This is a genomic window from Bradyrhizobium sp. SEMIA (assembly GCF_014844175.1).
Lineage (GTDB): Bacteria > Pseudomonadota > Alphaproteobacteria > Rhizobiales > Xanthobacteraceae > Bradyrhizobium > Bradyrhizobium arachidis.
In genome coordinates, this window is sequence record NZ_CP046601.1 from 1,476,801 (window position 1) to 1,491,135 (window position 14,335).

The following is a 14,335-nucleotide window of genomic DNA, read 5'->3' on the forward strand; positions in this document are numbered from 1 at the left end:
GGCGCTCACGGATTTATGCCACCGGCCCGATCGCCGCGTCGGCGAGCGCCTTGAGCGTCGGGAAATGGAAATCCGGCTTGGTCAGCGTCTCCACGGCCGGAGTGCCGCCGAAACCGGCGATACCCTGGCGGCGCTCGATCCAGCACACCTTGTAGCCGAGTTTCCGCGCGATCCCGATGTCGTGGTACTGGCTCTGCGCGACGTGCAGGATATCTGACTGCTTGTAGCCGAACGCGGACTGCCGGCCCTTGTTGTAGGCGAAGAATTCCGGGTTCGGTTTTGCCACCCCGGTGTCGTCGGCACAGACGGTGTCGTCGAAGGGATTGCCGAGCGCGTGCGCGTAGCAGGACAGCGCGACGCGGTCCGCATTGGTCATGGCAACCAGGCGGAATTTCGTGCGCAGGCGCTTCAAGGCCTCGACCGAATCCGGGAACGGGCCCCAGCGCAGCACCGCGAGCTGGAACACGTCGCAGCATGCATCGTCGGCCGGCAGCCCGAGCTCCTTGGCGAGATAGCGGTAGACGTGGAACATCACCTCGCTCGAGCGCTCGTAGTGCTTGTCGCGGCCACGCTTGTAGGATTCGAAGATCTGGTCGTCGCTGAGCTCGGCCGGCGTCTTGCCGGAGATCTTCCGCACCGCGGAGAGCACGCCGGTCTCGAAGTCGATCAAGGTGCCGACGACGTCGAAGGTGAGAACCTTGAAGTTGCTGAACGCGGCTTGGGTCGACATGTGGTTTGTTCTCTCCGGTTGGACGCGGCTTAAAGTTCAGTTCCCCACCCGGGGGACCACGATGGTGTCCTCGGGGTGGAGCGTGACGGTGAGGCTGCCGCCGAGCGGCGGGATGCGGCTATAGGCCTGGTGATAGGCCGGCTGGCGCAGGCTGAGCGCGACGCCGTCGGCAAGCACCAGGAAGATGCGCAGGCTCTCGCCCTGGTAGACGATGTCGGTGACCGTCCCGGTCAGCCGGTTGCAGGCGCCATCCTGGGCGCCGTCGTCGATCAGCAGCTTCTCGCTGTGCACGGCGAGCATCAGCGCGTCGCCATCAGGAATGGCGCGGGCGCTGCGCAGCAGGGCGTTGCCCAGCGACACGCTGGAGGTATCGACACGGCGGACCGGCAGAAGTGTCGCCTCGCCAATGAAGCTGGCGACGAAGGAGTCGGCGGGATGATCGTGCAGCCGCGCCGGCTCGTCGATCTGGACCAGACGGCCGTCCTTCATGACGGCGACGCGGTCGCTCATGGTCAGCGCCTCGCGCTGGTCATGGGTGACGTAGATGATGGTGGCCTGGATGCGCTTGTGCAGCGTCCGCAGCTCGATCTGCATGGATTCGCGGAGCTGCTTGTCGAGCGCGGAGAGCGGCTCGTCCATCAGGATCAGGCGCGGCTCGAAGATCATCGCGCGCGCGAGCGCGACGCGCTGGCGCTGGCCGCCGGAGAGCTGCGCGATGCCGCGCTCCTCATAGCCGGCAAGGCCGACCATGCTGAGCGCCGCGCGCACCTTGTCTGGCCAGGACGATTTCGGCAGGCGGCGCGCGCGCAGGGGAAAGGCGACGTTCTCACCGACGCTCATATGCGGGAACAGCGCGTAGTTCTGGAACACGACGCCGATGTCGCGCTTGTGCGGCGGCATAAAGGTGACGTTGCGGCCGCCGAAGAGAATTGTGCCTGACGTCGGCAGGATGAAGCCGCCCAAGATGCCGAGCAGCGTGGTCTTGCCCGAGCCGGAGGGGCCGAGCAGCGAGACGAATTCGCCGGCGCCGACATTGAGCGAAACGTCGTCGAGGGCGCGAACGGCGCCATAGGCCTTGCTGGCGGACTTGATCTCGACGCTTTCCGCTCGCTTGTCCAACGATCGACCTCGCCATGTCCTGCAATGGCGTGCCTCACTGCGCGCCATAAGCCTGCTTTATAGACACGGATTTGGGGCACTCACGGCAAAGCGTGCGCTGCACCAAATCTTCTCCCGAAGACCCTGTGTTTAGGCTGTCATGCCAATGACACCAGACTTGGCAAAATCCGGCAATTGCCAAATTCTCACCGCGCCCATAACATGACGTTATGCCCGAGCTGCGCCGCATGCTGCCGTCGAGTAACGCCCTGTTCGTCTTCGACGCGGCGGCGCGCAACGGCAGCTTCACCGCGGCGGCGGCCGAATTGAACGTCACGCAGCCCGCGGTGAGCCGCATGCTCGGCCAGCTCGAGGAGCATCTTGGCGTCCGCCTGTTCGATCGCAAGGCGGGCCGCGCGGTGCTCACCGAGGAGGGCGAGCTCCTGTATCGCCGCGTGCTCGACGGCTTTCGTAGCATCGAGAGCGGGCTCGTGGAGATCGAGCGGCGGCGCAAGGGCACCGAGACGGTGACGTTGTCGGTCTCCTCCGCCTTCACCACGCACTGGCTGATGCCGCGCATCGACAAGCTGCAGAAGCAGTTTCCGCAAGTGGATCTGCGCTTCCAGCTGATCTCCGGCGCGCTGCGCGGGCCGGTGGAGAATGTCGACCTCGGCATGCGCTTCCGCGATCGCGACGAGCCGTCGTCCGGCGGCACGCTGGTCATGAAGGAAGTAATGCTGCCGATGTGCAGCCCCGGCTATCTCGGCGAGACCGACCCCGCCGAGGGCAATACCATCATCCGCCTCGCCGAGACGCCGGGCGACTGGGCCGCGGACTACGCATCGCTGCTCACCGGGCGCCGCGGCGCGGCCAAGGGGCTCAGCTTCACCGATTATGCCGTCGTGGTGCAGGCGGCCCTGCTCGGCCAGGGCATCGCCCTCGGCTGGCTGACGGTGGCCTCGCACTGGTTATTGACCGGCGCACTGGTCCCGGCGTCCGACCGGCTCACCACCACGCGCCGCATCTGCGAATTCCTGCCGCCGCGCAACCGGCCGATGCGCCCCATCGCTGCCGAGATCCGCGACTGGATCACCGCGCAGATGCGAAGCGAGATTGCCGCAATCGACCGGCTCTATCCCAAGCTCCGCGCCATGGCCGCCTGTTATTGATCCGACGAGATTGCGATGCGTTAGGGCAACACGTCGTAATATCGATCCGGCAGATGATCACCGATGCCGGGCAGCAGTAACTGGGAGAGCCGACCGATCAGATCCATACGCCTGCTCGGGGAAAACCCGACGACGAGATTTTCAAGCTGCTGGGTTAGGCCAGCGAAGCCCCCGGTCGTCGGCAACGGCTCGTCGGAATTGCTGTTCGGCGCAAGTTGACTGACGACGAATTTCGTACGCGGGCCGCATGCCAAATAGCGCCCGACATGCTGGAAACCGAGCTGTGGTGGCGGGACGGTCGGGACGATATCGTTGCCGTGGACCAGGCGATAGGTCGTAGGCCCGAGCGTCGCGTTGTAGGCGGCCGCGGCATCGACGCGACAGACGCGCGGGCAGCCGTAAAGATAGACTTGCGGACGCGCAATCGCAGGCTCGCTACGCGCGCGATCGGCCGTGACGACGGCAAGTGCCGCTCCCAGGCTGTGTCCGGTGATGAATATGGGCGAGCCCGCGCCAGACGCCGCAATCAGCGCCGTTCGCACATCGTCCCAAACGGCCGCGGCGGCATCTTTGAAGCCTTGGTGGACATCGCCCTTCGGACGACCGAGATAGAAGTCACTGACCCAATTCTTGAGAATGAGCGGATCGGTGCCGGCGAACGCGACGATGGTCGCGCCGTCCCGCTGGGCGATAACGCCGCGGGTGTCCGAGACGGGGAGCGTCGATTTCGCGGGCTGCATCAACAGCTTGACGTTTGACAGCGTCCAGAAGCCGGACACCGCGGTAATCGTTTGCGGGACGTGGGTCTCGTAGGCGAGCTGCGACATCCACATCATCGCGCGCGCGACGTCAGGATCAAAATTGCCGGACGCCTTGTTGAAGTCCGCGAACGCGTTCCGATTGTATTCACTGAGAGGAAGTTCGACCAGGAAGCTCATGCGCAGCTCCTATAAATGGCCTGTGGCTGCAATGCGTCAGTCAAAATGCAATGCAGCCACTGTGGCACACACAGGAGCCGAAGACAATCTCCGCGAGCAAAGAGCCGAACTAACGCGGCCTTTAGGGAGACCCTGCCGTCCTATCGATGCTCGATCGCCCTGATTGCACCGCGCAGCTCAGCGAGGCCGCGCAGGCGGCCGATCGCGGTGTAGCCGGGATTGGTGCGCTTGGTGGCGGCGAGATCGTCGAGCATGCGGTGGCCGTGATCGGGCCGGAACACGATCCGCTTGTCGGGGGCGCGCCGCGCGTTCTCCTTCAAAAGCGCCTTGAGCACGGCGACCATGTCGACGTCGCCGTCGAGATGATCGGACTCGTAGAACGACAGGCCGTCTGCCTCGCGCTTGGTCGCACGCAGATGCGCAAAGGCAATGCGCGGGCCGAAGCGCTCGGCCATCTCAGGCAGGTTGTTCTCGGCGCGCACGCCGAGCGAGCCCGTGCACAGGCAGATGCCGTTCGCCTTCGATGGCACGGCGTCGAACAGCGCCTGGTAATCGTCGGCAGACGAAGCAATGCGCGGCAGACCGAACAGCGGCCGCGGCGGATCATCCGGATGCAGCGTCAGCGAGACGCCGAGTTGCTCGGCGACCGGCGCCACGCGCGCAAGGAATTCGGCGAGATGCTGCCGCAGGATTTTTGGCGTGATGTCGCGATAGGTCTCCAGCCGGTCGCGGAACTGCGGGATGGTCATCGGCTCGGTCGTCGAGCCGGGCAGCGCACTGGCGATGACCATGACGAGATAGTCGATGTCGGCCTGGCTCATCTTCTCGAATAGCGCTTTCGCGCGCGCCTGCTGCTCTGGCGAGTATTCCTGCGCGGCCGCAGGCCGCTCCAGGATATGCAGCTCGAACGCCGCAAAGCGGTCCTGGTCGAAGCGCATGGCGCGGGCGCCGTTCGGCAGCTCCCATTCGAGATCGGTACGGCACCAATCGACCACAGGCATGAAATTGTAGCAGATGATCTTGATGCCGCTGGCGGCCACCGCCTCCAGGCTAGCGATCCACGCTTCGATGGATTTGGTCGCCTTAGCCCCGAGCCGCTTGACGTCGTCAGGGATCGGAATCGATTCCACCACCGACCAGGTCAATGCGAGCGGCCGGGCTGGCCGTTCTCGATGAAATTCTTGCGCTCCTCGACCGCCTTGCGCGTCCAGGCCTCCCCGATCGGCACCTGATGCAGCGCCGAGACGATGTCGCTCGCCCCGGCCTGCCTGACGTCATCCAAGGACACCGGATCATCCGGACCGTACCAGCGCCATCCTTCGAGCATCATCGAAATTCTCCCAAAGCGTTTTCGAGCGAAGTGGGTACCGGTTCGCGTGAAGAAAACGCGTCAAACAAGAATCTAGAGTCCCGTTCCGATTCCATCGGAACGGGGCTCTAGGATCAGTTCGCGGTCAGCACGACCTTGACACTCTGCGAGCGGTCGAGCGCCAGCCGCAGCGCATCCGGCGCGGTCGACAGCGGCCGCTCGGCGGTGACCAGCGACAGCACATCGACGCTGCCTGCGCCGATCAGTTCCACCGCGGTCATGAACTCGAATCCGAAGCGGAACGAGCCGCGCAGGTCGATCTCCTTGGCCATCACCGCGTTCGACGGCGTCGGGATCTGGCCGCCCGGCAGATTGCCGATCTGCACCACGACGCCGCCACGCCTGACGATGCCAATGGCGCTCGCAAGGCCGGCGGCCGTACCCGAGACTTCGAAGGCGACGTCATAGGGACGCGTCGCGGCCTGCGCCTTCAGGCCCTCTTCCCCACCCGACACGTTCTCGACGTGGGACGCACCAAGCTTGGTCGCGAAAGCGAGCGGCGCCGGCGCGATGTCGGCGACCGTAATGTCGGCCATGCCGGCGCGGTGCGCGGCGAGCATGGTCAGAAGCCCGATCGGGCCGCGCCGAAGATGATGCCGCGCTTGCCTTCGATGTTGCCGGCGCGTGCCACCGCGTGCAGGCAGACCGCGAGCGGCTCGGCGAGCGCCGCGGCCTGATAGGAGACGTGATCCGGAATCTTCACGCACTGCGCCGGGATCGCATCGAAATAATTGGCAAAGCCGCCCTGCATGTGCGGCGTCTTCGAGGCCGAGCCCATGAAGTAGATGTTCTCGCAAAGATTGGGCCGGCCTTCGCGGCAGGCGACGCAATGGCCGCACCAGCGCGACGGATTGACGGCGACGCGGTCGCCGACCTTCAAATTGGCGGCGGAGCCTGCGATCTCCACGACCTCGCCCGAGATCTCGTGGCCCAGCACCAACGGCGACTTCACCACGAAGTCGCCGGTGCGGGCATGCCGGAAGTAGTGCATGTCGGAGCCGCAGATGCCGCCGGCGCCGAAGCGGATGCGCACCATCCCGTCCGCGAGCTTGTCGAGCGGATGCTCGATCATGCGCAAATCTTCGGGGCCGAACAGGGTTGCGGCGAGAGCTACGGAGGTCATTTGGAGAGTCCCATATATTTAGGCAGCCAGAGGGTCAGTTCGGGAATGTAGGTGATTGCGATCAGCGCGAGCAGCAGCGGCACCAGCCAGGGCAGGATCGCGACCGTCGTGCGCTCGACCGAGAGCTTGGCGACGCGAGCGAGCACGAACAGCACCATGCCGAGCGGCGGATGCAACAGGCCGATCATCAGGTTCAGCGTCATGATCAAGCCGAAGTGGATCGGATCGATGCCGAGCTTGAGCACGATCGGCAGCAGGATCGGCACGAGGATGGTGATCGCCGCCGTGGTGTCGATGAAGCAGCCGACGAACAGAATCAGGATGTTGGCGAGCGCCAGGAATACCCATTTGTTGTGGGTGATGCTGAGCATCCAGTCCGACAGCATCTGCGCCGCCTGCGACACCGTCAACAGCCAGGCGAAGATCGACGCCGCCGTGACGATGAAGAGCACCGAGGCCGTGGTCTCGATGGTGTCGAAGGTCGCCTTCGCCACCGTCTTCAGGGTCATGGTGCGGTAGCGGACGAGGCCGAGGAACAGCGACCAGATCACGGCGGCGACCGCGGCTTCCGTCGGCGTGAACCAGCCGAGCGTCATGCCGCCGATCAGGATCACCGGCGCCATCAGCGCCATCACGGCCGAGAAGTCGAAATACCAGTCGATGATGAGCAGCGTGCCGAGGCCGATGACGACCGCCATGTTGGTCGACATGCCGGCCATCACCATCAGCCAGATCGCGAGCGGGAACGTCAGCACGATCGCGATCTCGAGGCCGGCCGAGCCGAGCTGCGGCCAGGAGAACGGCGTGTCGCTGCCCCATTTGTTCTTGTGCGCGAAATAGGTGACCGTCGCCATCATCAGCAGCGTCATGACGATGCCGGGAATGACGCCGCCGAGGAACAGCGCGCCAATCGAGACGTTGGCCATCATGCCGTAGATCACGAAGGGCAGCGACGGCGGGATGATGGGCCCGAGCGTTGCGGACGCCGCAGTGACGCCGACCGAGAATTCGGTGGAGTAGCCGTGGTCCTTCATCGCCTTGATCTCGATGGTGCCGAGGCCGGCAGCATCCGCGATCGCGGTGCCGGACATGCCGGAGAAGATCACCGAGCCGATGATGTTGACGTGACCGAGGCCGCCGCGCATCCAGCCGACGAGCGCGACTGCGAACTTGTAGATGCGGCCGGTGACGCCGGCGATGTTCATGAGATTGCCGGCGAGGATGAAGAACGGCACGGCGAGCAGCGGAAAGCTCTCGACGCCGGCGATCATGCGCTGCGCCAGCGTGACGTCAGGCGTCACGCCGCTGACCAGGATGTAGAGCAGCGACGACGCGGCCATGGCGATCGCCACGGGAACGCCGATCAGCATCAGGATGAGGAAGCCCCCAAGCAGCAACAGCATGATACTATCCTTCAAAACCGTCGTAGGCGCCGGGGCGTTCGAGGATCGAATAGCCCTGCCGCAGATGCTGCAGCGCCACCTGCAGCGAGCGCACGAACATCAGCACGAAGCCGGCGAGCACGGCGTAATAGACGTAGTCCTTGGGAAGATTGATCGTGGTCATGGACTCATCGCCGATGATCTGGATGTAGACCCAGACCAGCTTGATGGCGTAACCGAAGAAGGCGATCCGGATCAGGTCGATCAGTGTGGACATCGTGCGCGCCACCATGTGCGGCAGGTAGCGGTAGATCAGGTCGACCTGGATATGCCGCGACAGCCGCACACACATCGAGGCGCCGATGAAGACCACGCCGATCAGGCAATAGGTCGCGATCTCCTCGGTCCAGGCATAGCTGTCGTTGAGGACGTAGCGGGTGAAGAACTGGAGGAAGACGGCAAGCGCCATCACCCAGAAGATCACCAGCGCCACCCAGTCCTCGAAGGCGTAGATGCCGAGATCGACCTTCGGCGTCGCCTCCTCCTCGAAGGTGTGGGCGATCTCGTCCGCGGTGATCTGCCGGTGTATTTCGGCGGTGGACATGGGTGTGCTCCTCCTCAAATCGTCGTTCCGGGGCGACGCGTCAGCGTCGAACCCGGAACCTCGAGATTCCGGGTTCTCGCTTCGCGAGCCCCGGAATGACGGTCGTTGCTATTTGACTTCCTGAATCCGTTCCCAGTCGGCCTTGCGATAACCAAAGGTCTCGAACGGGACGTTCTTCAGCACGATGTCGCGGAATTCGTTCTTGTCGACCTCGGTCACGGTCAGGCCCTTCTCCTTGAAGAAGGCGACCAGCTTGGCCTCGTTCTGCTTGATCTCGGCGGTCGCTTTCGCGGCGGCCTCCTGCGCGACGTCGGTGAAGATCTTCTTGTCTTCGTCGGAGAGCTTCTTCCAGAGCGCGCCCGCCACCACCGTGTTGAGGTGGTCGACGATGTGGCCGGTGAGCACGATGTGCTTCTGCACCTCGTAGAACTTCTTGGCCTCGATCGTGGTCAGCGGGTTCTCCTGCGCCTCCACGGTGCCGTTCTGGAGCGCGAGATAGACTTCGGCGAAGGCGATCGGCGCGGTGTTGGCGCCGCAGGCGCGCGGCATGGCCAGATAAGCCGGCACGTCAGGCACGCGCATCTTCAGGCCCTTGAGGTCGGCGCAGCTCTTGATCGGCTTGTTCGACGAGGTCTGGCGCACGCCATAATAGGTCACCGCGATGATGTGGTGGCCGCTCTTGTCCTCATAGCCCTTGGCGAGCTCCTTGAAGATGTCGCTCTTGGTGTAGGCAAGCAGATGATCGGCATCGCGGAAAGTGTAGGGATAGTAGGTCACGCCGATCGGCGGAAAGCTTTTCGCCGCGAAGCTCGAGCCGGAGATGATGATATCGACCGAGCCAAGCGAGAGGCCCTGGTTGATGTCGGCCTCCTTGCCGAGCTGCGACGCCGGATAGACGTCGATCTGGTAGCGCCCATTGGTGCGCTTGCCGATCTCCTGCGCGGCCCACACTGACGCGCTATGGAACGGCTCCGAGGTCTCGTAGACATGGGCCCATTTGAGCTTGGTCTGCGCCATGCCGGAACTGGTCGCCGCGACCATCGCCGCGACCGAAGCCGCCAGCACCATCGTCATCTTCTTCAACATCGACTTATCCTCCACTGACTAAAGTCTGCTTCTTGTTCGCCCACACCTGAAACGGATGAGGGCCGCCCAATCTCATCGCCGCCGCGCGCTGCTGCCCTTGACCTGCTTTTTGGCCTGCTTCTTCGCCGCTCGCTTTGGTATTGCCGGCTTGGCCTGATGTCGCTCCGCCCGGCTCCGCCCGGCAGACGAGGCCGCTGCGGCGGTCTCGGCGCCAAAATTCTGAGCAAAGCGCTCCTGCGAGCGCGCCAGATGCTTTCGCATCGCCTCGCGCGCGCTGTCCGGATCGTGCGCCGCGATCGCATCGCGCACGGCGCGGTGCTCGTCGAGCGCGGTACGCCACGTGCCGGGGCTTTCGAAATAATGCGCAAGCTGCGCGAAATAGGGATTGAGGCGCTGGTCGAACAGCTCGCCGACCACGCGGACCAGAACGGCGTTGCCGAGGCTTCCGGCGATCGCGACGTGGAACGCGCGGTCGTGCACCATCGAGGCTTCGCCGGGATGCTCGACGTTCTCCATCGCGACCAGGGACGCATCGATGCGGGCGACATCATCCTTCGTCGCCACGCGCGCAGCCTGTTCGGCGATGGCACTTTCCAGGAATTCGCGGGCGCGCAGCAGCTCGAACGGGCCTTCGATGACGGCGGCCGCCGGCGCCGGCGCGGCATCGGCCGGCTCGATCACATAGATGCCTGAGCCGACACGGATGCGGACGCGGCCTTCGACCTCGAGCGCGATCAGGGCCTCGCGCACCGTGGGCCGCGAGATCTTGAGCTGCTCGGCGAGCTCGCGCTCGGTCGGCAAGCGGCTGCCGACCGCGTACTCGCCGCTGTCGATCAGGCTTCGCAATTGATCGGCGACCTGGCGGTAAAGCCGTCTCGCCTCCACAGCTTCCAGCGGCACGCTGGCCTCCCCGAAAGGGTCTCGCGGAATCGTCCCGACCCGCGGCCCGCCAATTTTGGAAAATTGGTCTTACCAATTGACCAGAGCATTGACCGAGGTCGGGCGCCATGTCAAGCAGCGGCAAAGCAAAGGGGAGACGTCCATGCGCCCAAGTTCGATGCGTCTTGGCGGCGCCAATCTCGATCGGTTGCCGTCCGGCATCCGCCGCCCGGCCTATGACCGCTCGCGCGCCACGCCCGGCATCGTGCATCTTGGCCTCGGGGCTTTTCATCGCGCGCATCAGGCCGTCGTCATCGACGATTGCCTTGCCAGCGGCAGCTCGTCCTGGGGCATTGTCGGCGCCAGCCTGCGCAGCCCGGATACGCGCGACGCCCTCGCCCCGCAGGATCATCTCTATACCGTTGCCGTACGTGCGGCCGAAGGCACCGAGCACCGCGTCATCGGCGCGCTGCTCGACAGCGTGGTCGCGCGCGAGAAGCCGGCGGCGCTGGTCGAGCGGATGACCGATCCCGCCATCCGCATCGTCTCGCTCACGGTTACCGAGAAGGGCTATTGCCACACGCCGCAGACCGGCGACCTCGACGAGCGGCATCCCGATGTCGTGCACGACCTCAACAATCCCGACGCACCACGCTCGGCGCCCGGCGTCATCGTGGCTGCGCTGGCGCGCCGGCGTGCGCAGGGGCTGATCCCCTTCACCGTGCTGTGCTGCGACAATCTCGCCGCCAACGGTCACACCGTGCAGCGGATCGTGACGCAGTTCGCCGCACTGCGCTCGAAGGAGTTCGGCAAGTGGATCGCAGATAATGCCGCCTTCCCCTCGACCATGGTCGACCGCATCGTGCCGGAGACGACGGACGCCGACCGCGATGCGGTGTCATCCGCGCTCGGCCTACGCGACGCCTGGCCGGTCATGACTGAACCCTTCACGCAATGGGTAGTCGAGGACCGTTTTACGGCGGGCCGGCCTGATCTTGCCGCCGCGGGGGTCGAGCTCGTCACCGACGTGAAGCCGTTCGAGCTGATGAAGCTGCGGCTGCTCAACGCCAGCCATTCCGCGCTCGCCTATCTCGGCTATCTCGCCGGTTACGAGACCATCGCCGACACCATGACCGATGCGAGTTTCGCGCGTCTCGCCGCGCGGGTGATGGAAGAGGCCGCGGTGACGCTGACAATGCCGCCTGGCACTGACCTTGCCGCCTATCGCGCCTCGCTGCTCAAGCGTTTTTCCAATACGGCGCTGCATCACCGCACCTGGCAGATCGCGATGGACGGCTCGCAAAAGCTGCCGCAGCGCCTGCTCGGCGCGATGCAGGATCGCCTTGCGAGGAGCCTGCCGATCGCGACCCACGCGCTCGCGGTCGCCGGCTGGATGCGCTACGTCGCCGCCACCGACGAGCAGGGCCGCGCCATCGACGTGCGCGATCCGCTCGCCGCCGAGTTCGCCGCGCTGGCGCGTGAGACAGGCCCGGTCGCCGAGCGGCTCGCACCCGCATTGCTCGGCGTGGAAAAAGTGTTCGGGCCGCTGGGCACCGATCCGCGCTTGCGCGAGGCCGTGACCTCGGCGCTCGCCCATCTTTACAAGGATGGCGCGCGGCGGGCGGTGGAGACGCACGTTTCGGCGTGACTACAAAAGGAGCAGCCGCGCCTTGAATGCTGCAGTGCGGTCAAAATCAAACGCAAGTCGCGCTTGATTTTTTTCTGTCATTGGCCCACCCGAGAGGCATGGCAAAGGACAGCAAGGTCATCGCCGCCAACGCGGCTTTCTACGCCGCTTTTTCGACTGGCGACTTCGCCGGCATGGAACGGATGTGGGCGGATGACGACGCCATCTCCTGCATCCATCCAGGCTGGCCGGCCATCGTCGGCCGCGCCACCGTGATCGGAAGCTGGCGCGATATTCTGCAAAATCCGGAGCGGCCGCAGATCGTCTGCGCCGAACCGCAGGCGATCGTCGACGGCGACAGCGCCCGCGTGCTCTGCATCGAGATCGTCGACGGCACCGCTCTGGCCGCCGCCAACCATTTTCGCCGCGTCGGCGACGGCTGGCGCCTGGTGCATCACCAGTCGAGCCCGATTGCGCAGATTGTCGAGCAGGCCGAAGACGATAGGGCGAGTCACCGCGTCCACTGACCGCAGCCCTCACGCCGGCGTGAGCTACTGTGCATGGGGTTGTTTTCCGGTTTTATTTTTGAGCCCCGAGTTCCGACAGGTCATCCAGCACAAACCGCGCCGCGCTGAAGTCGTCATCACGGAAGAACATGCTGCGCGTGATGAGAACCGGAATGTCCGCCCGCGACGCCGCGATCAGCCCGTTGCCAGAATCCTCGATCGCGACACAGTCGGAGGCATGGAGCCTCAGCCGCGCCAGGATCTCGAGATAGACATCCGGCGCCGGCTTCTTGTGCCTGACATCATCACCAGCAACGATGGCATCGAAATCCGCAGCCCAGCGGGTCCCCAGCGCTCGAGACAGCAGCGCATCGATGTTGCCGTGCGACGTCGTGGTCGCGATCGCGAGCCGCTGGCCACGCGCCTTAGCCTTGGCCAACAGCTCCGCCACGCCGGGCCTTAAGGGACAGCAGCCGGTTTCGACCAGCTCCGCATAATGCGCGGTCTTGATGCGGTGAAGCGCCGCGATGTCCACATCGGATAATGGCGGGGCGGCTGCCAGCCTCGCGTGGTAGGCACGCATGCGCTCCTTGCCGCCGGTCACTCGCAGCAGGTCCTTGTAGACGGCACGGTCCCATTGCCAGTCGAGACCATGGCGGACGAAGGCGTGGTTGAAGGCCTGCCGATGCAGCTCCTCGGTCTCGGCGAGGGTGCCGTCGACATCGAAGATCAGCGCGGCCGCGCCGCGGATCAGCTCTGCCGCGCCGGAGGGCGTCATGGTGGCCGCTTCCGCCTGCATGGTCGATGCCTCCCGGTGTCGAGCGAGCATTGCCTGCACCGGCCGGCGAGACAAATCGGAATATCTTTTGCCGGACCCAAAAATCTCTTATGAGCGAGACGCGCGGCGAGCGCGAACGGGAACCTTGACCTGCACGGGAGACGCATGCGGCTCTTCATCCTCGGCCTCGGCTACAGCGTCCGGCACTTCGTCCGCAAATTCGGCGACAGCTTCTCCCATGTCGCCGGCACCGTGCGCGATCCCGCGCAGCGGAACGATCTCGCTGGCATCGAGGTCCACGAATTTTCCGGCGGCAGTCCGCGCGCGAGACGGTCGAACGCATCAGCGAGGCCGATGTCCTTCTCATCTCGATCCCGCCCGGCAGCACCGGTGATCCTGCCATCGCCGCATTCGGCGACGTGCTGGCGGCGGGCCGCCGCAAGGTCGTCTATCTCTCCACCATCGGCGTCTATGGCGATCACAGCGGCGGATGGGTCGATGAGAGCACGCCGCCGCAGGCGACGCTCGAGCGCACGCGCATGCGCATTGCGGCCGAGCAGGCCTGGGCCGACGCAACCGGCGGCGAAGCCGCCATCCTGCGGCTTGCCGGCATCTACGGCCCAGGCCGCAATGCGCTGGTGACGCTGCGCGCGGGCACGGCAAGGCGCATCATCAAGCCCGGACAGGTGTTCAATCGCATCCATGTCGACGACATCGCGGGCGCGATCATGGCGGCGATCCAGCGCGAGGGCGGGGGTACCTGGAACGTCTGCGACGACGAGCCGGCGCCCCCGCAGGACGTCATCACCTATGCCGCGAAGCTGATGAACGTTGCGCCGCCGCCGGAAGAAGCCTTCAAGACCGCCGAGATGTCGGCGATGGCGCGCAGCTTCTATGCCAGCAGCGCCCGCGTCTCCAACGCAAGACTGAAGCGAGAGCTCGGCGTCACGCTCGCCTATCCGACCTACCGCCATGGCCTCGATGCGCTCTGGCGCGCCGGCGAAGGACGCTAGGGTTCGGGCATCACCGGTGCGTCCCAGACATGC

General features: G+C 65.1%; 11 protein-coding genes and 3 pseudogenes. 4 read left to right on the forward strand and 10 right to left on the reverse strand.

The annotated features are described in order from the left end of the window. Positions 1 to 13 precede the first annotated feature (13 nt). Positions 14 to 730: an HAD family hydrolase gene (locus FOM02_RS07030; RefSeq protein WP_027560884.1), complete on the reverse strand. Its 717-nt coding sequence runs from the start codon at positions 728 to 730 to the stop codon at positions 14 to 16. Positions 731 to 766: 36 nt separating this feature from the next. Further along, the gene (locus FOM02_RS07035; RefSeq protein ID WP_027560885.1) at positions 767 to 1,849 is read right to left on the reverse strand and encodes an ABC transporter ATP-binding protein; all 1,083 of its coding nucleotides are present in this window, start codon (positions 1,847 to 1,849) and stop codon (positions 767 to 769) included. A 209-nt stretch (positions 1,850 to 2,058) separates the two neighbouring features. Here FOM02_RS07035 and FOM02_RS07040 point away from each other — a divergent pair, with 209 nt between their 5' ends. Next, positions 2,059 to 2,997 carry a LysR family transcriptional regulator gene (locus tag FOM02_RS07040; protein WP_027560886.1) on the forward strand — a complete coding sequence of 313 codons (939 nt, stop codon included), beginning with the start codon at positions 2,059 to 2,061 and terminating at the stop codon, positions 2,995 to 2,997. Positions 2,998 to 3,017: 20 nt separating this feature from the next. On the opposite strand, the gene FOM02_RS07045 is transcribed toward FOM02_RS07040, so the two are convergent. The 7 genes and pseudogenes from FOM02_RS07045 to FOM02_RS07075 all read right to left on the reverse strand — a co-directional run bounded on the left by FOM02_RS07045 (position 3,018) and on the right by FOM02_RS07075 (position 10,399). Then, positions 3,018 to 3,935: a lipase family protein gene (locus tag FOM02_RS07045; protein ID WP_027560887.1), complete on the reverse strand. Its 918-nt coding sequence runs from the start codon at positions 3,933 to 3,935 to the stop codon at positions 3,018 to 3,020. Positions 3,936 to 4,075: 140 nt separating this feature from the next. Next, positions 4,076 to 5,265: pseudogene (gene uxuA / locus FOM02_RS07050) on the reverse strand (mannonate dehydratase). Between the two features lie 113 nt (positions 5,266 to 5,378). Further along, a pseudogene (locus FOM02_RS07055) lies at positions 5,379 to 6,427 on the reverse strand (L-idonate 5-dehydrogenase). Continuing rightward, complete coding sequence (locus tag FOM02_RS07060; RefSeq protein ID WP_027560890.1) at positions 6,424 to 7,830, reverse strand: TRAP transporter large permease; 1,407 nt, start codon at positions 7,828 to 7,830, stop codon at positions 6,424 to 6,426. The pseudogene FOM02_RS07055 and the gene FOM02_RS07060 overlap by 4 nt, the downstream one beginning before the upstream one ends. Positions 7,831 to 7,834: 4 nt before the next feature. Then, positions 7,835 to 8,413, reverse strand: a complete 579-nt coding sequence (locus FOM02_RS07065) for a TRAP transporter small permease (protein WP_027560891.1) — start codon at positions 8,411 to 8,413, stop codon at positions 7,835 to 7,837. Positions 8,414 to 8,521: 108 nt separating this feature from the next. Next, positions 8,522 to 9,481: a DctP family TRAP transporter solute-binding subunit gene (locus FOM02_RS07070; protein WP_027560892.1), complete on the reverse strand. Its 960-nt coding sequence runs from the start codon at positions 9,479 to 9,481 to the stop codon at positions 8,522 to 8,524. Between the two features lie 90 nt (positions 9,482 to 9,571). Further along, a complete protein-coding gene (locus tag FOM02_RS07075; protein ID WP_027560893.1) occupies positions 9,572 to 10,399 on the reverse strand; it encodes a FadR/GntR family transcriptional regulator in 828 nt (275 codons plus the stop codon). A gap of 142 nt (positions 10,400 to 10,541) precedes the next feature. Between FOM02_RS07075 and FOM02_RS07080 the strand changes: the two genes are divergently transcribed. Further along, on the forward strand, positions 10,542 to 12,026 hold the full coding sequence (locus tag FOM02_RS07080; protein ID WP_027560894.1) for a mannitol dehydrogenase family protein: 1,485 nt from the start codon (positions 10,542 to 10,544) through the stop codon (positions 12,024 to 12,026). A 98-nt stretch (positions 12,027 to 12,124) separates the two neighbouring features. Then, a complete protein-coding gene (locus FOM02_RS07085; RefSeq protein WP_027560895.1) occupies positions 12,125 to 12,532 on the forward strand; it encodes a nuclear transport factor 2 family protein in 408 nt (135 codons plus the stop codon). Positions 12,533 to 12,584: 52 nt separating this feature from the next. Here the strand turns inward: FOM02_RS07085 and FOM02_RS07090 are convergent, their stop codons facing one another. Continuing rightward, on the reverse strand, positions 12,585 to 13,310 hold the full coding sequence (locus FOM02_RS07090; RefSeq protein ID WP_027560896.1) for an HAD family hydrolase: 726 nt from the start codon (positions 13,308 to 13,310) through the stop codon (positions 12,585 to 12,587). Between the two features lie 144 nt (positions 13,311 to 13,454). Here FOM02_RS07090 and FOM02_RS07095 point away from each other — a divergent pair. After that, a pseudogene (locus tag FOM02_RS07095) lies at positions 13,455 to 14,302 on the forward strand (SDR family oxidoreductase). The last annotated feature ends 33 nt before the right edge of the window (positions 14,303 to 14,335 follow it).